Raw genomic sequence first — 20515 nt, forward strand, 5'->3', positions numbered from 1 at the left:
AAAAATTTAATTCTATTTTAAACGTTATAGATGCAACCCGGTCATATTTCCGTAAACCACAAAAAAATATCAGTAAATCACGTAGTATGAAAATCAACACCAACCCCTCCGGCCTGTTTGCCGGATTGAGCCTCGGCCTGCTGCTTACCTTTACCAGCTGTAGCAAATCTTCCGATAACCCCACAACCGATGAACAGGTTGTTAACAGCCAGGCCAGCGCCGAAGCCGATGCCGAAGCTGAGATCTATTATGATGATGTCTTCAACAATGTAATGGGTGTGAACAATACCGTAGGCATTGGCGGCACAGGCGTTTTCCAGTCTGCCAACTCCGACCAGCCCGGCGCCCTCCAATCTGAATGCTTTACCGTGCAGGTGGAGCAACTGGCCGCCCCGGACAGTTTCCCGCTGAAAGTGACCATTGACTTCGGCACCACCGGCTGCCAGGGCCGCGATGGAAGGACCAGGAAGGGCAAGATCATCACTGTTTATACCGGCAGGATGGTTAAACCGGGCAGTGTAGCAGAAACCAGTTTCGATGGTTACTACGTGAATGATAATAAGGTGGAAGGCACCCACAGGGTAGAAAACAAGAGCACATCCACCCAGTTCAGCTTTGAAACCAAGGTAACCAATGGCAAGGTTACCCGTCCTGACGGCAACTATGTAGAATGGAACCGCACCCGCCTGATCACCCAAACCGATGGCTGGGGTACCCCCTTCTTCCCTGCCGACGATGTATTCAGCATTACCGGTAGCGGTAGCGGCCTGGTAAAGCGGGGCGACAAGACCCATACCTGGACCACCTCCACCCAGGAACCCCTGATCAAGCGCTTCAACTGCCGTTGGATCGTTGCCGGTAAAAAAGCCGTGACCAGGAACGATGGTCCGACCGCTGTTATCGACTTTGGGACCGGGGATTGTGACAATAAGGCAACCCTCAAGGTAAATGGGGTTTCCAAAGAAATTACTTTGAAGTAATTAAAAAATTATTATACCTTTAAACTAGTTTTCATAGGGTACGGATTAAAAACGGGCCAGGGTTTCTACCCAGGCCCAACTTTTTTTAAGGAATTACCACTCCAAAACCTTCAAATTTTACCCATCCGTTATTCCTTGTCCTTGCGCAAAATATCCATTGTAAGTTTCTCGAATGTATAACCTTGCTGGCTAAACGTTTCCAGGGTCCTCGGTAAGGCATAGGCCAATCTGTCATAAGCCTTCTCGCTATCATGAAAAACAATAATACTTCCCGGCCCCGCATGCTTCCTTACCAAATCCCAGCATTTCGGTGGACTAAGGGTGATGTCAAAATCACCACTCAACAAAGACCACATGACGATCTCCCAACCGTTAGACTTTAATGCATTGGCCTGGAACCTCCTGATCCTTCCATAAGGAGGGCGAAACATCCTGCTATCAATAATAGCTGAAGCTTGCCTGATGTTGTCAAAATAATCTTCATGATCCGTCTTCCATCCGTTGCGGTGATTCATGGTATGGTTGCCCACGGCATGCCCATCTTCCAGAATACGCGCATATACATCTGGGTTAGCAACAACATTCTTTCCTATACAAAAAAAACTGGCCCTGGCATGGTATTGCTTTAACAGGTCAAGCACATAGGAGGTAATGGCAGGATGGGGGCCATCATCGAAAGTGAGGTATAGCTTCTTCTCCCCCGTCTTTACTTTCCAGTGCAGGCCGGGATAGAGCATTCGCAGCAAACGATTGGCAGTGGCCCAATACATCATGGTACTTCGTTTAATAAAAACTCAGGTGAAGCAATTTATCGTACAACATGAACTTCCTCCCGTTTGTTTTCAGGAACTGTTCCTGCTGCTGTTTATCGCAAAGGTGCGATTCAATATATTTCGCCAACACTTCATCTTTTATGGCAGGGCTTTTATTGATCCGGATGGCCTCATCAATATAGGCGTGGAACAAGGCATCGGACTGGGTATATAACAAATGACGGTTAGCAAAGAGGTCCATGCCGATCACACTGTCGCCACAAATGGCAACAAACCCTACTATATTGCTGTCGGATGCATTCAACTGCCGCCTGAAATAATCGAGGTAGGATTGCTGCTCCTGCAGGAAGGCCTTATCGCCCGTCCTGGCCAGGTAGGAAAAGGTTTTGGTCACCAGGCTATCCTCCCCCAGTTGCCTGCCAATATCCTTCCAGATCAGCACCTGGTTCCTGGTCAGGTCAAGCACCTTACGCAGGCGCTGGTTGGCCATCCCCTTATAAATAAAGTCCTTGGTCTTGTTGCTCCAGCGGCCTTCTTCCACACACATCACCGGCAGGTCGAGCCGACCGGATCCGGGTAATAAAACCGTGTCACGGGTCACCATCCTGTCCTGCCTGCCCCCCATCAATAATTCGCCCCCACCTATGTAAACGGTCTTATCTGAGTTGTTGTAAACGGAAAGGTAGTGGACGTTCTCCACGGCTGCAGAACCCCGCTCTTCCACTTTGATATATCCTTTTGCAAGGGCCTCCCCGAAGGAGACCAGATTGGGGAAACTATTGGCAGAACCTGCACCGGGGAAACCTTTGGGGCGAATAGGGACCAGTCTAAGGCCTTTGAATTCCCAGCCACCTTCAGCATCCACCACGAGGTGGTCGCAGCCAAACTGCGCCATGGCTCCAATACAGGCCATTAAAAGCAAAAAGACCATCAGTGGTTTCCTCATCGAAATTGGCTTCAGGCGGTAAAACTAGCTAACCCGTTCATTAGAATCAATTCCGGGCTGGCTTAATTCTAAAATTCTTTGGCCGCCGGTAAAAGATCAGGGCAGTTCATCACGCAACAGCCCGCCAGTTCCACTACCTTTTTATAGCTTTGCCAACTATGGCAAAAGTTAGAGTTCGATTCGCACCCAGTCCCACAGGAGGAATCCACCTGGGAGGCGTGCGTACGGTATTGTACAATTATTTGTTTGCCCGCCACCATGGCGGTGATTTTGTATTGAGGATCGAGGACACCGACCAGTCGAGGTTTGTAGCAGGTGCAGAGGAATATATCCAGGAATGCCTGCAGTGGTGCGGACTGGTACCGGATGAAAGTCCTGTACATGGAGGGGAATATGGCCCTTACCGCCAGAGTGAACGCAAGGCCATGTACCGCCAGTATGCCGAAAAATTAGTGGCCGAAGGAAAGGCCTATTATGCGTTTGATACGCCGGAGGAGTTGGAGGAAATGAGGAATACCTTCAAAACTGAAGAACATCCATCACCCCAATACGACCACCGACTGAGGGAGAAAATGCGGAATTCGCTCACCCTCGGTGCAGATGAGGTCAATCGCCTCATCAGCGAAGGCGTACCCTATGTGATCCGCATCAAAATGCCAGATAACGAAACCGTAAGTTTCACCGATATGATCCGCGGGGAAGTCAGTTTCAATACTTCCAATGTAGATGATAAGGTATTGCTGAAAGCAGATGGCATGCCTACCTATCATCTTGCTGTAGTGGTGGATGATTACCTCATGAAGATCACCCATGCATTCAGGGGTGAAGAATGGTTGCCCAGTGCGCCCGTTCACCTGCTGTTGTGGAAATACCTGGGCTGGGAAAATTCCATGCCCCAATGGGCGCACCTGCCGCTCATCCTGAAACCTGATGGCAATGGAAAATTGAGCAAGCGCGATGGGGAAAGGTTAGGCTTCCCGGTATTTGCCATGAACTGGACAGATCCGCGCACCAATGAGTTTACACAGGGCTTCAGGGAAAGGGGATTCCTGCCCGAAGCATTCGTGAATATGCTGGCCATGCTGGGTTGGAATGATGGAAGCGGACAGGAACTGTTCACCATTGAAGAACTGGTGAAGAATTTCTCCATGGAAAGGGTCCATAAAGGCGGCGCCAAATTTGACTTCGAAAAGGCAAAATGGTTCAATCATGAATGGATCAAGCGTTCCACCAATGAAAGGCTGCTGCCCCTGGTTAAACAGGCACTGGTCAATGCAGGTATTTCGGTTAAGGATGACAGCTACCTGCTTCAGGTGATTGGTATGGTGAAGGAACGCTGCACCCTTGTCCCTGATTTTGTAGAACAATCCAAGTTCTTCTTCCAGGCACCAGAAGTGCTGGATATTGACAGCATCAAGCCGAAGTGGAACCCTGACAAAAATAATTTCTTCAAGGAGTTGGCAGAGAAATGGGGAGCGCAGGCAGAATGGACTGCCCCGGCCATTGAAGCCAGTTTCAAGGACCTTGCCACTGCACACAGCATCAAGGTGGGTGAATTGCAATTGCCTTTCCGCATCATGCTGGTAGGAGGCAAATTTGGCCCGGCCGTATTTGATATCGCCGCTGCCATTGGCAAGGAAGCGACCATTGCCAGGATCCAACATGGACTTTCACTGCTCTAGGTAATTATACATTTGAATTGGTCAATACGCAACAAGCCCTTCTGTAACCAGCACCCGGTAACAAGAAGGGCTTGTTGCTTTTACGAGGTTTCAAACAACCTGTCAACCCAATGCTTTCATGGCTTCCACTACAGGTTGCCATTGGGTGGCGTAGAGTTCCTGTAACATCTTCCTGTCGGTTTCTTCCAGCCTCACAAACCCACTGGTATTGTCCACCGCATGCGCTGCTGTCCGGATACCCGGGATCACCGTACTCACCTCCGGGAAGCTCAGGATAAAACTCATGGCCAGCCCTGTTTTGCTGGTCTGGTATTTTTCACACAGTGGCCAGATCCTTTGTTCCAGGATATCCAGGGCATTGTCCAGTATTTCCCTGTTCAGGCGGAAACTGCGGTGATCATCCTTACCAAAGCCAGTATTTCGGTTAAACTTTCCCGTTAGTAAACCAAACTGCAGCGGCATCCGGGCAATGATGCCATAGCCTCCCGAAGCAGCCATGGAAAGCAGCGGGAATGCTTTCTGGTTAATGAGGTTGAACACCAGCTGCCAGCCACTACCCAATCCATGCTGCAAGAGGTAAGCGGCTTCCGGCTCCGGTTCAAATGTATTCAGTGACAATCCCCAGTACCTGATCTTACCCTGGGATTGCAATAATTGCATTGCTTCAATACAGCCACCGTCCTGCAAATGCACCAGCCGGGCCGAATGCAATTGGTAATAATCGATCACCTCCCTTTGTAAACGTTTCAGGCTGTGCTCCACTGCTTGCAGGATGTATTCCTTTGAGTAATCCAGCACGATCTTGCCATCAATATCCCGATGGCCCACCTTGGTGGCGATGACCACATCCTTCCTGCCCTTCAGCTCCCTTCCCAACAATTCCTCTGAATGTCCCAGGCCATAGAAATCAGCCGTATCAAAGAAATTGATGCCGCGATCCAATGATGCCCGGATGGCGGCGATGGACACCTCGTCATCAGCAGGCCCCCATCCAATGGGCGTATCCCCCACCATGGCATTCCCGCCAATGGCCCAGGCCCCAAACCCGACCTCGCTGACCTTTAAACCGGTGTTTCCAAACATACGGTATTGCATACGGTAATTTTGGAGGAAGTTACCACATCACACCGAACTACAGAAGACCAACACAGGCTGGACATTTGGCAAGCAACCCGGAAGGACCATACCCTCATTGATAACGAGGTTAGCAGACCGGAATGAATCGCTTCAAGCCTGTCTTTGGTCCCATCAATGGTGATAGAAACACAAACTCCGCTATCTTTACAGCGCCATATGAATACCATCAATCGTCCCATCAGGGTTTTAGTAGCCAAGGTTGGCCTCGATGGCCACGACCGTGGCGCCAAGGTAATTGCCACTGCATTGCGTGATGCAGGAATGGAAGTGATCTACACCGGTCTTCGCCAGACCCCCGAGATGGTGGTTAACGCTGCCTTACAGGAAGATGTGGATGCCATTGGGATCAGCATCCTCTCCGGTGCCCACATGACCGTATTCCCCAAGGTCATCCAACTGATGAAGGAAAAAGGAATGGATGATGTTTTACTGACCGGCGGCGGTATCATTCCGGAGGACGATATGCAAGCCTTGCATGATTTGGGTGTGGGCAAATTGTTTGCACCGGGAACAGCCACGGGCGAGATCACGGAATATATCACCGGCTGGGTGAAAGAGCACCGCAGTTTCTAATCCCAATAAAGCATTCCAGTTACGGCCCTTCAACAGGATGCTGATATGCCTGTTGTTGCAATTCATCCATCAATACATTCAAGCCAAACGGTTCCTGGTTTCCTGTGTCCATCCCCAGGGTTAATTTTACAATCGTTAAGCAATTCCCAAAAAACCGGTAGTATGATGAACGGCAGCAGGGCTGCCATGGGCTTGGGTTAGCTTAGCTTACGATAGTTGACCTATTGATTCACATTAAACCTTATCCATGGCGTACAAAGGCAAGATACTGGCCAACCAGGTTACCGGCCAGCAGATCGAATTCATCCAAACCTCACGCGATACCGATGGTGATCACCTGGAGATGATCTCCACCTATGATAAACCCTCCCTTCCCCCGGTTCCCCATTACCATCCCTACCAGGAAGAATGGTTTATCGTGCTGGAAGGTGAATTGACGGTCATGGTCAACAAAGCGACCTTCCGCCTGGTAAAAGGCGACCGCATCCATATTCCCGCCGACACCCCACATGCTATGTGGAATGCCCACCAGGGAAGGACAAGGGTGAGCTGGAAAGTAAGCCCGGCGCTGGATACGGAATACATGCTGGAAATGGCTGCCGGCCTGGCCAATGATAATAAATTGAACGATAAAGGCATGCCCGATAAGTTGCAGCTGGCAGTAATGGCCAACCATTTTGCCAATGTTTACCGGCTCACCAGGCCATCCTACCTGTTGCAGAAAGCACTGTTCACGCTGATCACCCCACTGGCAAGAATCAAGGGGTACAAACCGGTGTACAGGCAATACATTGATTAATGCCGTCATTCTTGCACCTGAGTCATTAGCTTTGCAAAAAAGCATGCCATGTACAATACTATATTTACTTCACTGGAGGACGGTATCCTAACGATCACGATCAACCGGCCGGATAAGCTGAATGCACTCAATAAAGATGTAATTGATGAACTGGGTAAGGCCATCGCTGAAGTGTACACTAACCGCGAGATCAGGGCCGCCATCATTACCGGTGCCGGACCTAAAAGTTTTGTAGCCGGGGCTGATATCAGCGAGTTCCTGGAATTGAATGGGGAAGGCGGAAAAGCCCTGGCACAAAAAGGCCACGACCTCGTATTCAATAAGATCGAAAATTCCCCCAAGCCCATCGTTGCAGCGATCAATGGATTTGCCCTTGGCGGGGGCTGCGAACTGGCCATGGCCTGCCATTTCAGGCTGGCAGCAGATCATGCCAAATTCGGCCAGCCAGAAGTGAACCTGGGCCTGATCCCTGGCTATGGTGGCACCCAGCGCCTCACCCAACTGGTAGGCAAGGGCAAGGCCATCGAACTGATGATGACCGGAGCTATGATCGACGCCAATACCGCACTGCAACTGGGACTGGTCAACCATGTTACCGCCCCGGAAGACCTGCTGCCAAAGACCAGGGAGATCATGAAAACCATCCTGGGCAAGGCCCCGATCGCCATTGCCAAGGTCATTGAGTTGACCAATATCGCAGCCAAGTCCGATCCGACAGGACTGCAAAAAGAAGTGGACGCCTTCGGCCTGCTGTTCGAAACCGAAGATGCCAAAGAAGGCGCCAAAGCATTCCTGGAAAAACGCAAGCCTGAATTCAAGGGAAACTGATATCCCATTTTGGAATAATACATTGACATCCCCGCCCCACGGCGGGGATTGTTTTTGATACCAGTTGGTTGATGTTAAAACTGGTCCGGGATATTCATTTCCCCTGCCCATTCTTTCAGCAATTTCCCCTTGAACCGTTTACCTTTGCCTTCCAAATCACCAAAAATCACCGTATGGAATACAGAATTGAAAAAGACACGATGGGTGAGGTTAAAGTGCCCGTTGATGCTTATTATGGTGCACAGACCCAACGCAGTATCGAGAATTTCAAGATCGCCCAGGATACCAATAAAATGCCCAGGGAAATCATCTATGCCTTTGCCTACCTGAAAAAGGCAGCGGCCATCACCAATTTTGAAGCTGGTGTATTGCCGAAGGAAAAGTGCGACATGATCGGCAGGGTTTGCGATGAGATCCTGGAAGGTAAGCTGGATGCCTATTTCCCATTGGTGGTTTGGCAGACCGGTTCTGGCACCCAGAGCAATATGAATGTGAACGAGGTGGTTGCCTACCGCGGACATGTGCTGAATGGTGGCCAGCTGGGCGACAAGGATAAATTCCTCCATCCCAACGATGATGTGAACAAGTCACAATCTTCGAACGACACTTTCCCTACTGCTATGCACATTGCTGCTTATAAGATGCTGGTAGAAGTTACCATCCCCGGTATTGAAAAGCTGCGCAATACCCTGGCAGAAAAGAGCAGGCAGTTTATGCATGTGGTGAAGATTGGCCGTACCCACTTCATGGATGCGACCCCATTAACAGTAGGCCAGGAATTTAGCGGTTATGTATCACAGTTAGACCATGGCCTGAAGGCAATAAAGAATACCCTCGCCCACCTGTCAGAACTGGCACTTGGTGGAACTGCCGTAGGAACCGGCATCAATACACCGGAGAACTATGCAGAGAATGTTGCGAAGCATATCGCTGCCTTGACCGGCCTGCCTTTCGTTACCGCTGAAAACAAGTTTGAGGCCCTTGCCGCACACGATGCTATTGTTGAAGCCCATGGTGCCTTGAAAACCGTAGCGGTAAGCCTGATGAAGATCGCCAACGATATCCGTATGCTGTCTTCCGGTCCCCGCAGCGGTATTGGTGAATTGTTCATCCCCGATAATGAACCAGGTTCTTCCATCATGCCGGGTAAGGTTAACCCCACCCAGTGTGAGGCCCTGACCATGATCGCTGCCCAGGTGATGGGTAATGATGTGGCCATCAATATTGGTGGAGCCACTGGTCATTTTGAACTCAATGTGTTCAAGCCCTTGATGATCTATAATTTCCTGCACAGTGCCAGGCTGATCGGCGAAGGCTGTGTCAGCTTCAATGATAAATGCGCTGTTGGTATTGAGCCCATCGAAGCCAATATCAGGAAGCACGTGGACAATTCCCTGATGCTGGTGACTTCCCTGAACACCAGGATCGGATATTACAAGGCTGCTGAAATTGCCCAGAAGGCCCATAAGGAAGGCACCACCCTGAAGGAAATGGCAGTTAAGCTGGGTTATGTCACCCCCGAACAATTCGACGAGTGGGTTGACCCTTCCAGGATGGTTGGCAAGATCAATTAATGATAATTTTTAATACAAAACCCCGTTAGTCAGCTAACGGGGTTTTTTCATCGAAAAAATTCAGTGGCTGCACAACAAGCAGGAAAATTCGTCGTTAGACATATGCAGTTACCCCTAAAAAGGGTTATGGCCATGGGCAAAACCACTGGCCGATTGCAAGGAATCAAGCATTAAGGCTCATGTAATATAGTCTCATGTTCTGTTTTGGTCCGTACCTTATATTGAAATGACGACCAATATCCCGATGAGAAACCAGCAAGCTGGTTAGTGTGGAAAATGTTGTCAATTTCAAATATAGGGTTTAGAAGCCCCTCCCTTTCCAGGCTGGGGCATTTTTGTTGCCCTACCCTAAAGGAGTAAGGGGTATCCGCATGTTTAAGATAGAATGCGCGCTGCCGCTTTTGGCGTTATCACCAACAGCTCATCCAGGTTTCCAACTGCCCGTTGGTCATAAGACACAACGGGGGCGACGGAGAATATTAAATCTAATCATCTCATAGGAGTTCTCTTCTCATGCCCCCGATGAATAGCACTCCTACTATTCATCAGGGTCCCCTCCGGGAGACCCTGCTGGGGTTAAGACAGCTAATCTCATCTTCCAACTGCCCGTTGGTCATAAGACACAACGGGGGCGACGGGGATATTAAATCTAATCACCTCATAGGAGTTCTCTTCTCATGCCCCCGATGAATAGCACTCCTACTATTCATCAGGGTCCCCTCCGGGAGACCCTGCTGGGGTTAAGACAGCTAATCTCATCTTCCAACTACCCGTTGGTCATAAGATACAATGGGGGCGACGGGGATATTAAATCTAATCACCCCATAGTGGTACTCTTCAAGAGTCCCCGTTGAATATCTATCCTACTATTCATCAGGGTCCCCTCCGGGAGACCCTGCTGGGGTGAAGATGTGGGTACAAGGTAGCCACTCCGGGAGCCCCTTATGGGTTAATATGCGTACAAAGTAGCCAATGCGAAAGACCCCGCTGGGGCGCGATAGCCTATGGCGACTTATAAAGCCGCTTAATCAAGTGTAGAATTAAAGCAAAAAGAAATCCGGGGAGTTAGTTAATTCAACTCAGCACTGAACCTGCCATTGGTAATGACCTTCTCATTGTCATCGGGGTCAAAGGCCGTTCCACTGAAAGTACCCTTGATGGTGGTGCCGTCAAATTCCTCGATGAGGATAGTAAATCCACCTGGTTCCAAAAGATCTGATTCGTAAAGGATATCCGGCCCTTCTGCATATAGCATGGCACTTGCCGGGGCGATATAGGAACCGGGTGTGATATCTTCACCACCGAGTGCCAGGATCAGGAATCCATTGCTGCTATTGATGCCCTCAATAGTCAGCACCTTACCATCTTCGAAAGTTTCGATATAAGCGGTATCAACAGTTCCGGAATAGGTCTTACTTCCTTCGGTAAAGGACCAGGTCCCAAATGCGGGCTCCGGAATATTACCTTCTTCCAAACTTTCTTCTTTGGAACAGGAAACGATGGCAATTGCCATAAAGAATACCAGGATAAGGCGGAACTGCTTGATCATACGGAAGGAATTACTGCTTAAAGATAGGAAATCATCAGAGTACCTGAACATCATCGTTCACCCTGGTATTGGTTTCCACCACCGTCTTACCGGGCTTGCTTTCTTCCTGGAAATAGCGCTTCTGGAAGATGAGCATGGCGATCACCCCAACTGAAATGGCCGCATCGGCAAGGTTGAATACCGGGCTGAAGAATTCAAACTCATCCCCACCCACAAACGGAACCCATTGCGGATAATGGGTCTGGATAATAGGGAAGTAGAACATATCCACCACCTTCCCATGCAGGAACCCTGCATACCCTTCGCCCGGCATGAATCGGGCAACGGTGGAATAAGTGCTGTCCTCAAACAGCAACCCATAGAACATGCTATCAATAAGGTTACCCAGCGCCCCGGCAAAGATGAGGGCCACACAGGTGATAAAGCCAGGGTGCTGTTTCTTGCGCAGGATCTCGCGGATATACCATACGCCAAAGACCACGGCTGCCAAACGGAAAAGCGTGAGGGCCATCTTGCCAAACTCGCCGCCAAACTTCCAGCCCCAGGCCATGCCTTCATTCTCTACAAAATAGATCTGGAACCAGTCCACGTTCTCACCCAAAGGCCTGATGCCCCGGTCATAGGGCGATACCGGTACATGGGCACTGTCCCAATGGTAACTCAGGGGCATATTGGTCTTCACCCAAACCTTGATGGCCTGGTCAACAAATAAAATCAAAAGAATCAGTAAAATGACGTTTCTCGCCTTTCCCATAATGCTGCTAAAGGAACAAAGATAACCGATAGGCGCCAAACCTTTGGTCAATAAAAAGCCTGTTAATCCTGGAAATAAACCCTTTTCACCCGGTGGGAAACGCTTGTCATCAATTCGTAAGCGATAGTACCCGCCCATTGCGCAACGGTTTGAACGGAGAGGCCTTTGCCAAAGACCACCACCTCATCCCCTTCCCTTACCCCTTCGATGCCGGTGACATCGATCATGGTCATATCCATACAAACAGTCCCGATCACAGGCGCCAGTTTGCCCTTCACCAACATCTTCCCTACCCCATTGCCCAGCCTGCGATAATAGCCATCGGCATAACCGATCCTTACGGTTGCAATGGTGGAGGTTTTTTCGATCTTTCCCCTGCGGTTATACCCTACTGTATCCCCCGGCTCCAGGTGCTTCACCTGGGCAATGGTTGACTTAAGCGTAGATACTTCCTGCAAGGATAGCTTGCCATCAACGGCAGGGTCAACTCCATACAGGCCAATGCCCAACCTTACCATATCGAATTGCCATTGGGGATGACGGAAGATGGCGGCAGTATTTTCCAGGTGACGGATAAAACTATAGGGCAGGATCTTTTCCAGTGAACGACAGGTCTCCAGGAACCTTTCAGCTTGCAGGTTGGTGAATGCATCTTCAGCAGGATCTTCACTAGCAACGAGATGGCTGAAGACCGATTGCACCTTGAAATTGGAATGGGGCAGCATTTCCAACAGGGCGGGCAGGTCGCCGGGCATGAATCCCAAACGGTTCATACCGGTTTCCAGCTCCAGGTGGACTGGATACTGTGTCAACCCTTCCTGTTTCAGGAATTGGTCAAAGGCCCTGAAAAATGGCAGGGAATAGACCACCGGCTCCAGGTTATGCTGAACAATGGCATCAAAACTGCTGGGCTCGGTATTCATCACCATGATGGGTAAATGGATACCCCCCTTCCGGAGCACCGCACCTTCGTCGGTATAGGCCACGGCCAGGTAATCCACCTTATGGAACTGCAGCAGGTTGGCGATCTCAAAACTTCCGCTCCCATAGGAAAATGCCTTCACCATGGCCATCAGCCTGGTGGAAGGATGCAGCACCTGCTGGTATTGTTTCAGGTTGTGCAACATGGCATTCAGGTCGATCTCCAGTACCGTTTCATGCACCTGCTGCTCCAGCATGCTGCTCACCTGTTCAAAGGAAAAACTCCGCGCACCCTTCACCAGGATGGTTTCATCCTGGAACCTGAGGGTATGGAAGGCAAGGATCAGGTCATCTGTTGAAAGGTAATGCTGCACGGTTGACCCACTCAGTTGCTCCATCAAGCCAAGGTAATTACCGATGACGGGACCAATAGCAATCAGGCGGCCAACCTTATGCTGCTTCAATAACCCGGCAACCCTGGTATAAAGTTGCTCCGGTGATATTCCTGATTCAGGAATATCCGAAAGGATGACGGTCTTCTTCTTGTGCTGTTGTTGCTGGCTCAGGAAATCCAGGGCGATCCGCAGGGAACCAAGGTCGGCCGAATAACTGTCATTGATAACCGAACAATTCCCTATCCCTTCCTTCAATTCCAAACGCATGGCCATAGCGTGCAGACCCGGTATGCGTTCCGCAATTGTTTCCACGGTATAACCCATGCATAGCATCGTGGCGGTACAGGTAAAGGCATTCTCAATAGAAGCCGCATCTGTAAAGGGGATCCTCAGGCTGAATGGGATTGACCGATACTCCAGTTGGGCTATGGAAAAACCGGCCTGGAGGGATACCTCAAGGATCCTCAGGTCGGCACCTGCTGCACGCCCCCAGGTAAAATGTTGGGCACCTGATACCCCTGCTTCCTTCATTACCTTTCGCACCAGGTCATTGTCGATACCATAAACCAGCTTCTCCACCTTGCGGAAAAGCAAGGCTTTCTCCCTGAGCTTTTGCTCAAGGGAAGGGAAACCTTCCTGGTGTGCATCACCAATATTGGTGAGTATACCAATGGTAGGTTGGATGATCCCGGCCAATGCAGCCATTTCACCGGGTTGGGATATGCCTGCCTCAAAAATACCCAGCCGGTGGGCGCTGGTCATTGCCCAAACACTCAGGGGCACGCCTATCTGGGAGTTGTAACTGCGCGGACTTCTAACGATGAGTTGATCCGGTTCCAGCAATTGGTTCAGCCATTCTTTGACGATGGTCTTGCCATTGCTGCCGGTAATGCCGATGACGGGAATATGGAATTGTTCACGGTGGAAGGTAGCCAGTTGCTGCAGGGCCTTCAGCACATCATCTACCACCAGCACGTTCGATCCGGGAATTTCTCCAAAGGCAGTTACGTCACTGACCACAAAATTCCGGACGCCCTGTTGGTAGAGCGAAGGGATAAAATCATGGCCATCGCGACGCTTGCTTTTAAGGGCGAAGAACAAGGTTGTGGCGGGAAACAATAATTGCCTGCTGTCATACAAGAGGTGGTCAATAGTACCATCCTCTGCCATTGCCTGCCAGCGGGCATTCAATAAAGCTGCAATTGAACTGATGGTATAGTTCATGTTGGTCAATGTAGGTCGCGGTCATTGCCGGCAAGCCCCTTCTTTGCTTCTTCCCTGTTCGCCACACTTATGGAGTAAACAATGGAAGCGGCAATACAGATCACGATCACCAGCAGGGAAACGAATACCGGCACCTTGATATGGAATATTTCAATCAGCATCTTTACCCCAATGAACACCAGTACGATCGCAATACCCTGCTGCAGGTAGGCAAATTTGTTCACCGCACCTTTCAGGAGGAAGAAAAGGGACCTGAGTCCAAGTACTGCAAAAATATTGGAAGTATATACTACCAACCTGTTCTGGGAGATAGCGAATACTGCCGGGATGGAATCGAGGGCAAAAACAATATCGGTGGTAGCCAGCATCACGATCACCACGAACATATTGGTATAATAACGCTTGCCATTCTGGATCACACTGAACTTACCATCACCATCATGCGAAACAAGCGGGAATACCCTTTGCAGAAAACGGTATACTTTGTTATCGGACAGGCTAACTTCCTCGTCATGCTTGGCTGTGAACATCTTGAAGCCTGTATAGAGCAGGAGGGCCCCAAAAACATAAAGCAACCAATGGAACCTTTCGATCAGTACAATACCTATGGAGATAAAGACGATCCTGAACAAGATGGCCATCAGGATACCGATTAGCAAAGCCCTGGGAACATATTCTTCCTTAACACCAAAGAATCCGAAGATGAGGATGAATACAAAGATATTATCGATACTCAGCGACCATTCCATGAGGTAGGCACTGAGATATTCAAGTGCTACCGTCTTTCCATCCTCGAACCAAACGAAAACAAAAAAGGCCAGGGCCAGGGAAACCCAGAACAGGGTTTGGGTAAGCGCCTTCTTCATGGTTATGGTAGAAGACTTCTTACTCATCAGGCCGAGGTCAAATACCAGGGCCACCACTAAAACAATTCCAAAAACGAGATACGTAATTTGTTCAGGTGTCATTCTATTCTTTTTCGCTTAATGCGCTGGTTTCATCATTTCTTGTACCGGCGGTTCCTCATGCCCTGGAAGCCAATACCAAACAGCAATATTACAACAACAGGAGCCAGTATATTGATCAATTGCCACTTAGTTTTACCTTCTTCCAGCTTTTTCTTATCCAGCAGCCTGAGGGTATAATCCTTTGACCTTGTCTCCAGGATACCCGATTCATCCACGAGGTATTCGATAGCGTTCTGGATAAAATCCCGGTTGGCATACTGGTACTTGGTATAGGCATTCATGCCCATTGGCAAAGGTCCTTCATTTTGCGTCACTGCGTTCAAGGCCAGATCCCCATCAGCTATAACGATCATTTTGTTTTCCGGGGAATTAGTCTTGAAAGGCATTCCTGAAGTGGCTTGCCAGCCCCCTTTCTGTTCCGCGGTCATGCGGTTGGTGAAAAGGCTACTAAAGTTTCCTTCAAGCAATACCGCTACTGGTTGAGGTCCTTTGTTGAAGGTCTTGAGGTCTTCTTCTGACTGGATACTCTGCCAGCTTACCCTGGCAGGTGTGGCCAATACCCTCGATTCGGGTGATGATGCCAGCAAGATCGTCTTCCTTACACCCTTTGCTTCAACGGTATCGATGGAGTTAGGGAACTGAGATACTACATAATCAAGGTTCTTGGCTACCGGATGGCCGCTGTAGTTCTGCAACAAAACAGCATAGGGCCAGGGCAGCAGCTGGATCTGGGGTTTCCCGCCCACGGAACCGATCACGGATGGGATCTTGTCTGCATTCAAGTCCTGGACAAGGTCCTGGTTGATCCTAACCCCATACCTGAACAGCAGGTCTTCAATATCCAGTCCCCTGTCGAAGGCGATGAAATCATTCTGTGTCCTTTGCAGGCTATCCATTTCCGCATAAAGGTTATCGATCATCCACAACAGCTTGCCACCATTCATGACATACTGGTCCAGCTTAAGTTTCTGTTCATCTGAGAAAGCTGTTACCGGCTTTGCGATCACCAGGGCCTTGAAGACGGGCGGAACTGCGGCAACACTGTCTATGGGTAATATGCGGAAGGCATAGTTCTTCTTCAATACATTTTCGATCAGGTCGTAAACCTCGTAAGATACCGGCTCACCGTTACCCACCAGGTAACCAATGAGCGGAACCGTATCTGTAGTGAGCTGGCGGATCGCATTGGCAAACTTGTATTCCAGTAATGCCTCCGCCTTATTCAGGGATTCCAATCCCCCGGAAGCACTCACACCCTGCAGGAGGTCAACAGCCACTACCCTGTCGCGGTAACTGATCACCGCGCCGGGAAACACCAACCTTTCTTCCTGCCCTTCCCCTTCCCTGGTCTGGGCCTTGATATTGGTAGGGTTCAGGCCCAATCTTGCCAATGAATCATAGAGTATGGCCTTGGCTGTATCATTCAGCCCTTCACCGGGTTTGATGAACCGGAAGCGAATATTTCCCTTGCCTGCTTCCTTGAATGACTTCAGCAGGTCTTCTGTACTTACTGCAAGCTTCCTGAAACCTGCCGGCATTTCACCGCTCAGCAGTACGTCCACATTGACCGGCGCATCCAGGCCAGTCAATAACCGACGCGTGGGAGATGATAGCGTGTAGCGCTGTTCGGCTGTCAGGTCAGCACGGAAATTCATAAAGCCCGACACCCAGTTCAATGCAACCAATGCCAGGGCAAGGAAGAGCCAGCCATATTTGGAGGAAATGATCTTCTTCATGGGATATTATCTCAGGGCAATTTTTCTGTTGGTGATGAGTAAAAAGAATAGGACCAGGCTGGCGAAATAGATGATATCACGGCTATCGATCACTCCCCTGCTGATACTGCGGTAATGGGAATCGATGCCCAGGTTCTCCAATACATAATCCACGCCGCCCTGCAATGCCGGTATCTTACTAACTGCATTAAACCCGGTATAGAGGAGAAAGCATACAAAGGCACTGAGAATAAAGGCTACCACGCTGTTGGGGGTAATGCTGCTGCACCAGGTGCCAATTGCCGTGAATACTGCTGCCAAAAGGAACAAGCCGATAAAGGACCCGATCGTTCCACCCGCATCAATTCCGTTACCCGCTGAAAGCGATTGTACACTGAATACATAGATCACAGTTGGCAGTAAGGCGATGAATACAATTGCCAATGCGCCCAGGTATTTACCGGTCACCATTTGGCCGGCAGTAAGCGGACGGGTCCTCAGCAACTCGAAGGTGCCTGATTTGAACTCATCCGACCAGGTACGCATCGTAACGGCAGGAACCAGGAATAACAGGATCCAGGGAGCAAGTTCAAAAAACTTGTCCAGCGTAGCATAACCATAATCAAGAATGCTCGTATCCGGGAATACAAATAGGAACAATCCATTCAGCAGCAGGAAGACCACAATGGCCACCAGCCCCGTTAGGCTGCTGAAAAACTGCCTGAATTCTTTTTTAGCAATAGACCACATGCTTCAAAAATAAGTTTTCTGGTCTTGCTACCATAAGATTTATGGAAATAGTGATGGACAGGGCATTTGATCATAGAAACCATATAGTATTGGAATTTGTACCGGGTCAATTTTCTGATTAAAATTTGTTAACAATAAATTTTCATCCTATATTAGCAAATAGTCAAATTGACCTTATCGATGAAAAGAAAAACCCGGTGATGGCATTATTATATATAACCAACACTATCTGCTAAAAAAATATCCCGCCACTGGCGGGATATTTTTTTTATTCCTGTTAAGGGATGTACTTGCTTACACAGCGAAGCTTTCACCGCAACCACAGGTGCGGCTGGCATTGGGGTTGCTGAAATAGAAACCCTTGCCGTTCAGGCCATCGGAGAAATCGAGGGTGGTATTTACCAGGTAAAGAAAACTTTTCAGGTCGGTCACCACTTTCACACCATTGTCTTCAAACACCTGATCCATGGGCTTGGACTCATTGTCAAAATCGAGCTTATAGCTCAATCCTGAACAGCCTCCACCCACAACCGATACACGCAGGAAATATTCTGATGAACCTACAATATTGGCTTCCTGCATCAGTTTCGCCACTTTCTCCCGCGCCTTGTCACTTACGTATATCATGGTCTTGTTCCAGTTTAGTGAACTACTTTCTCGTCGAACTTGATCTCTTCCAGACCATTCTTCTTACGGTAGTCGTTGATAGCAGCCTTGATGGCGTCTTCAGCCAAAACAGAGCAGTGGATCTTAACAGGGGGAAGGTTCAATTCTTCCACGATTTCCATGTTATCGATCTTCAATGCCTCGTCAACTGATTTACCCTTCAGCCATTCTGTTGCCAGGGATGAAGAAGCGATCGCTGAACCGCAACCGAAGGTCTTGAATTTTGCATCGGTGATCAGGCCGGTTGCATCATCCACTTCGATCTGCAAGCGCATTACGTCGCCGCACTCAGGGGCACCTACTAATCCGGTACCCACATTCTTCTTGCTTTTATCCAGGGTTCCCACGTTCTTGGGATTCTGGTAGTGGTCAATTACTTTTTCAGAGTATGCCATTGTTATTCTTTTTAAGGTTGTTTGCTATGGTGGTCAAAAATTACAATCCGTTCAAACCATGTAAAACCATTTTCCACGGTCGGCACATGCTTAGTGATGGGCCCACTCGATGGTATTGAGGTCGATGCCTTCCTTGTACATTTCCCAAAGCGGGCTCATTTCCCTGAGCTTGTTCACCGTATTGGCCACTGCTTCGATGGTATAATCGATCTGCTCTTCAGTGGTAAACCTGCCCAATCCAAAACGGAGGGAGGAATGCGCCAGGTCATCACCAAGACCCAGGGCCTTCAGAACATAAGACGGTTCCAGTGAAGCAGAAGTACAGGCAGAACCGGAAGAAAGGGCAATATTTTTGTTAAAGCCCATCATCAGGCCTTCACCTTCCACATACTTGAAGGAAATATTGGAAACATGAGGCAGGCGGTGTTCGCGGCTACCATTCACATAAGCTTCTTCAAGCTTCAACAAAGCCGTCTCCAGTTTGTCGCGCAGTTTGCCCAGGCGTTCTGCATCGGCAGCCATTTCGTTCATGGCCAGCTCGCAGGCCTTACCGAAACCAACGATACCGGGCACGTTCAGGGTACCGCTACGCATTCCCCTTTCGTGGCCACCACCATCCATCTGGGCAGTAACCTTTACGCGGGGGTTCTTGCGGCGAACATACAATGCACCTACGCCCTTAGGACCATACATCTTGTGGGCAGTAAAGGTCAACAGGTCAATGCCATCTTTCTGAACGTCAACAGGGATCTTACCCACAGCCTGGGTAGCATCGGAGAAGAACAGTACGCCATGCTTTTTGGCAATTGCGCTGATCTCACGAACGGGCTGGATAGTACCTACCTCGTTGTTGGCATACATGATAGCGATCAGGATGGTATTGGGCTTGATGGCCGCTTCCAGCTCCTTCAGGTCGATCAGGCCTTCATTGTTCACATTCAGGTAGGTTACCTCACCACCCATCTTCTCGATGTGCTTGCAGGTATCCAGTACAGCTTTATGTTCAGTTACTGCGGTGATGATATGGTTGCCCTTACTGGCGTACATATCGAACACACCCTTGATGGCCAGGTTATCACCTTCGGTGGCACCGGAAGTGAAAATGATCTCTTTTGGATCGGCGCCAATCAGTTTGGCAACCTGCTCACGGGCATAATCCACAGCTTCTTCAGCAACCCAACCAAATGGGTGGTTACGGCTGGCCGCATTACCAAAATTCTCGGTAAAATAGGGTACCATCGCCTCCACTACCCTTGGGTCACATGGGGTGGTCGCATTATTATCAAGGTAAATCGGAAACTTCAACATATCTCTTTTCGGTATTTTTGCTAAAACACAAAATTAGACCAATTGGTTTAGAAATCTTAGCCCCCAAACACAACCCGACGCTATATTTCCGCATTTCGTAAATAGGTCCCGCGACTTGATTTAAGCGTTGAAAATCAAATCATTCACCCCTAATTTTACAAAAAATCAACATGCTCAGAGTGGAACATATTGGGATTGCCGTGAAAAGCCTGGAGACCGCCATCCCCTTGTATGAAAAATTACTGAACGCCCCCTGCTATAAAACGGAATCAGTGGCCTCAGAAAAGGTTAACACTGCCTTCTTCCGCCAGGGCGAAAGCAAGGTTGAGCTTCTGGAAAGCTCTGATGCTGAAGGAGTTATTGCAAAGTTCATAGAAAGGAAGGGCGAAGGCATCCATCATATTGCCTTTGAAGTGGAGGATATCCATGCAGAAATGGACAGGCTTCGGAACGAAGGGTTCACTTTACTGAATGAACAACCCAAGCAGGGAGCCGACAATAAATTGGTTTGCTTTATCCACCCCAAGGGAACCAATGGGGTATTGGTAGAGATCTGCCAGGAGATCAGGTAAGGGAGG

19 protein-coding genes are annotated in these 20515 nt (G+C 49.2%); 7 read left to right on the forward strand and 12 right to left on the reverse strand.

The genetic code is table 11. The features are described from left to right. The first annotated feature begins 86 nt into the window (after window positions 1-86). The gene (locus KJS94_RS09945; protein ID WP_214447381.1) at window positions 87-980 is read left to right on the forward strand and encodes a hypothetical protein; all 894 of its coding nucleotides are present in this window, start codon (window positions 87-89) and stop codon (window positions 978-980) included. Between the two features lie 128 nt (window positions 981-1108). Here the strand turns inward: KJS94_RS09945 and KJS94_RS09950 are convergent, their stop codons facing one another. Together KJS94_RS09950 and KJS94_RS09955 are read right to left on the reverse strand one after the other, a co-directional pair. Then, entirely contained in the window at window positions 1109-1753 is a 645-nt protein-coding gene (locus KJS94_RS09950; RefSeq protein ID WP_214447380.1) for a polysaccharide deacetylase family protein, read from the reverse strand. 10 nt (window positions 1754-1763) lie between these two features. After that, window positions 1764-2699 carry an ARPP-1 family domain-containing protein gene (locus tag KJS94_RS09955; protein ID WP_214447379.1) on the reverse strand — a complete coding sequence of 312 codons (936 nt, stop codon included), beginning with the start codon at window positions 2697-2699 and terminating at the stop codon, window positions 1764-1766. 158 nt (window positions 2700-2857) lie between these two features. On the opposite strand from KJS94_RS09955, the gene gltX reads away from it, so the two are divergent. Further along, window positions 2858-4381, forward strand: coding sequence for a glutamate--tRNA ligase (gltX, locus tag KJS94_RS09960; protein ID WP_214447378.1), 1524 nt, complete (start codon window positions 2858-2860; stop codon window positions 4379-4381). A 102-nt stretch (window positions 4382-4483) separates the two neighbouring features. Here gltX and KJS94_RS09965 read toward each other — a convergent pair whose 3' ends face one another. Then, window positions 4484-5476 carry an aldo/keto reductase gene (locus tag KJS94_RS09965; protein ID WP_214447377.1) on the reverse strand — a complete coding sequence of 331 codons (993 nt, stop codon included), beginning with the start codon at window positions 5474-5476 and terminating at the stop codon, window positions 4484-4486. Window positions 5477-5674: 198 nt separating this feature from the next. On the opposite strand from KJS94_RS09965, the gene KJS94_RS09970 reads away from it, so the two are divergent. The 4 genes from KJS94_RS09970 (at window position 5675) to fumC (ending at window position 9292) form a co-directional block, all read left to right on the forward strand. Further along, window positions 5675-6091, forward strand: a complete 417-nt coding sequence (locus KJS94_RS09970) for a cobalamin B12-binding domain-containing protein (RefSeq protein ID WP_214447376.1) — start codon at window positions 5675-5677, stop codon at window positions 6089-6091. Between the two features lie 247 nt (window positions 6092-6338). Then, on the forward strand, window positions 6339-6890 hold the full coding sequence (locus KJS94_RS09975; protein WP_214447375.1) for a cupin domain-containing protein: 552 nt from the start codon (window positions 6339-6341) through the stop codon (window positions 6888-6890). A gap of 48 nt (window positions 6891-6938) precedes the next feature. Further along, window positions 6939-7718 (forward strand): enoyl-CoA hydratase/isomerase family protein, encoded by a 780-nt coding sequence (locus tag KJS94_RS09980; RefSeq protein WP_214447374.1) that lies wholly within the window; start codon window positions 6939-6941, stop codon window positions 7716-7718. A 173-nt stretch (window positions 7719-7891) separates the two neighbouring features. Continuing rightward, the gene (gene fumC, locus KJS94_RS09985) at window positions 7892-9292 is read left to right on the forward strand and encodes a class II fumarate hydratase (protein ID WP_214447373.1); all 1401 of its coding nucleotides are present in this window, start codon (window positions 7892-7894) and stop codon (window positions 9290-9292) included. Window positions 9293-10361: 1069 nt separating this feature from the next. Here the strand turns inward: fumC and KJS94_RS09990 are convergent. From KJS94_RS09990 to KJS94_RS10030, 9 genes are all read right to left on the reverse strand, one after another. Next, entirely contained in the window at window positions 10362-10841 is a 480-nt protein-coding gene (locus tag KJS94_RS09990) for a hypothetical protein (RefSeq protein ID WP_214447372.1), read from the reverse strand. Between the two features lie 34 nt (window positions 10842-10875). Beyond that, window positions 10876-11595: a lipoprotein signal peptidase gene (locus tag KJS94_RS09995; RefSeq protein WP_214447371.1), complete on the reverse strand. Its 720-nt coding sequence runs from the start codon at window positions 11593-11595 to the stop codon at window positions 10876-10878. 62 nt (window positions 11596-11657) lie between these two features. Then, window positions 11658-14135: a bifunctional UDP-N-acetylmuramoyl-tripeptide:D-alanyl-D-alanine ligase/alanine racemase gene (locus KJS94_RS10000; protein WP_214447370.1), complete on the reverse strand. Its 2478-nt coding sequence runs from the start codon at window positions 14133-14135 to the stop codon at window positions 11658-11660. Between the two features lie 5 nt (window positions 14136-14140). After that, window positions 14141-15103 carry a TerC/Alx family metal homeostasis membrane protein gene (locus KJS94_RS10005; protein WP_214447369.1) on the reverse strand — a complete coding sequence of 321 codons (963 nt, stop codon included), beginning with the start codon at window positions 15101-15103 and terminating at the stop codon, window positions 14141-14143. Window positions 15104-15135: 32 nt separating this feature from the next. Further along, window positions 15136-16839 carry a gliding motility-associated ABC transporter substrate-binding protein GldG gene (gene gldG / locus KJS94_RS10010; protein ID WP_214447368.1) on the reverse strand — a complete coding sequence of 568 codons (1704 nt, stop codon included), beginning with the start codon at window positions 16837-16839 and terminating at the stop codon, window positions 15136-15138. Window positions 16840-16845: 6 nt separating this feature from the next. Beyond that, complete coding sequence (gldF, locus tag KJS94_RS10015) at window positions 16846-17568, reverse strand: gliding motility-associated ABC transporter permease subunit GldF (protein ID WP_214447367.1); 723 nt, start codon at window positions 17566-17568, stop codon at window positions 16846-16848. Between the two features lie 294 nt (window positions 17569-17862). After that, on the reverse strand, window positions 17863-18195 hold the full coding sequence (locus KJS94_RS10020; protein WP_214447366.1) for a HesB/IscA family protein: 333 nt from the start codon (window positions 18193-18195) through the stop codon (window positions 17863-17865). Between the two features lie 14 nt (window positions 18196-18209). After that, entirely contained in the window at window positions 18210-18629 is a 420-nt protein-coding gene (gene iscU, locus KJS94_RS10025) for a Fe-S cluster assembly scaffold IscU (protein ID WP_214447365.1), read from the reverse strand. Window positions 18630-18719: 90 nt separating this feature from the next. Beyond that, a complete protein-coding gene (locus tag KJS94_RS10030) occupies window positions 18720-19937 on the reverse strand; it encodes an IscS subfamily cysteine desulfurase (RefSeq protein ID WP_305855951.1) in 1218 nt (405 codons plus the stop codon). A 170-nt stretch (window positions 19938-20107) separates the two neighbouring features. Between KJS94_RS10030 and mce the strand changes: the two genes are divergently transcribed. Continuing rightward, window positions 20108-20509: a methylmalonyl-CoA epimerase gene (mce, locus tag KJS94_RS10035; protein WP_214447364.1), complete on the forward strand. Its 402-nt coding sequence runs from the start codon at window positions 20108-20110 to the stop codon at window positions 20507-20509. Window positions 20510-20515 lie beyond the last annotated feature (6 nt).

The sequence above is a fragment of the Flavihumibacter rivuli genome, assembly GCF_018595685.2.
Classification (GTDB): Bacteria; Bacteroidota; Bacteroidia; order Chitinophagales; family Chitinophagaceae; genus Flavihumibacter; species Flavihumibacter rivuli.

Bases quoted from the DNA above. Each gene is read 5' to 3' on its own strand.
- KJS94_RS09945 (WP_214447381.1), top strand. From the start codon at position 87: ATGAAAATCAACACCAACCCCTCCGGCCTGTTTGCCGGATTGAGCCTC.
- KJS94_RS09950 (WP_214447380.1), bottom strand. From the start codon at position 1,753: ATGATGTATTGGGCCACTGCCAATCGTTTGCTGCGAATGCTCTATCCC.
- KJS94_RS09955 (WP_214447379.1), bottom strand. From the start codon at position 2,699: ATGAGGAAACCACTGATGGTCTTTTTGCTTTTAATGGCCTGTATTGGA.
- gltX (WP_214447378.1), top strand. From the start codon at position 2,858: ATGGCAAAAGTTAGAGTTCGATTCGCACCCAGTCCCACAGGAGGAATC.
- KJS94_RS09965 (WP_214447377.1), bottom strand. From the start codon at position 5,476: ATGCAATACCGTATGTTTGGAAACACCGGTTTAAAGGTCAGCGAGGTC.
- KJS94_RS09970 (WP_214447376.1), top strand. From the start codon at position 5,675: ATGAATACCATCAATCGTCCCATCAGGGTTTTAGTAGCCAAGGTTGGC.
- KJS94_RS09975 (WP_214447375.1), top strand. From the start codon at position 6,339: ATGGCGTACAAAGGCAAGATACTGGCCAACCAGGTTACCGGCCAGCAG.
- KJS94_RS09980 (WP_214447374.1), top strand. From the start codon at position 6,939: ATGTACAATACTATATTTACTTCACTGGAGGACGGTATCCTAACGATC.
- fumC (WP_214447373.1), top strand. From the start codon at position 7,892: ATGGAATACAGAATTGAAAAAGACACGATGGGTGAGGTTAAAGTGCCC.
- KJS94_RS09990 (WP_214447372.1), bottom strand. From the start codon at position 10,841: ATGATCAAGCAGTTCCGCCTTATCCTGGTATTCTTTATGGCAATTGCC.
- KJS94_RS09995 (WP_214447371.1), bottom strand. From the start codon at position 11,595: ATGGGAAAGGCGAGAAACGTCATTTTACTGATTCTTTTGATTTTATTT.
- KJS94_RS10000 (WP_214447370.1), bottom strand. From the start codon at position 14,135: ATGAACTATACCATCAGTTCAATTGCAGCTTTATTGAATGCCCGCTGG.
- KJS94_RS10005 (WP_214447369.1), bottom strand. From the start codon at position 15,103: ATGACACCTGAACAAATTACGTATCTCGTTTTTGGAATTGTTTTAGTG.
- gldG (WP_214447368.1), bottom strand. From the start codon at position 16,839: ATGAAGAAGATCATTTCCTCCAAATATGGCTGGCTCTTCCTTGCCCTG.
- gldF (WP_214447367.1), bottom strand. From the start codon at position 17,568: ATGTGGTCTATTGCTAAAAAAGAATTCAGGCAGTTTTTCAGCAGCCTA.
- KJS94_RS10020 (WP_214447366.1), bottom strand. From the start codon at position 18,195: ATGATATACGTAAGTGACAAGGCGCGGGAGAAAGTGGCGAAACTGATG.
- iscU (WP_214447365.1), bottom strand. From the start codon at position 18,629: ATGGCATACTCTGAAAAAGTAATTGACCACTACCAGAATCCCAAGAAC.
- KJS94_RS10030 (WP_305855951.1), bottom strand. From the start codon at position 19,937: ATGTTGAAGTTTCCGATTTACCTTGATAATAATGCGACCACCCCATGT.
- mce (WP_214447364.1), top strand. From the start codon at position 20,108: ATGCTCAGAGTGGAACATATTGGGATTGCCGTGAAAAGCCTGGAGACC.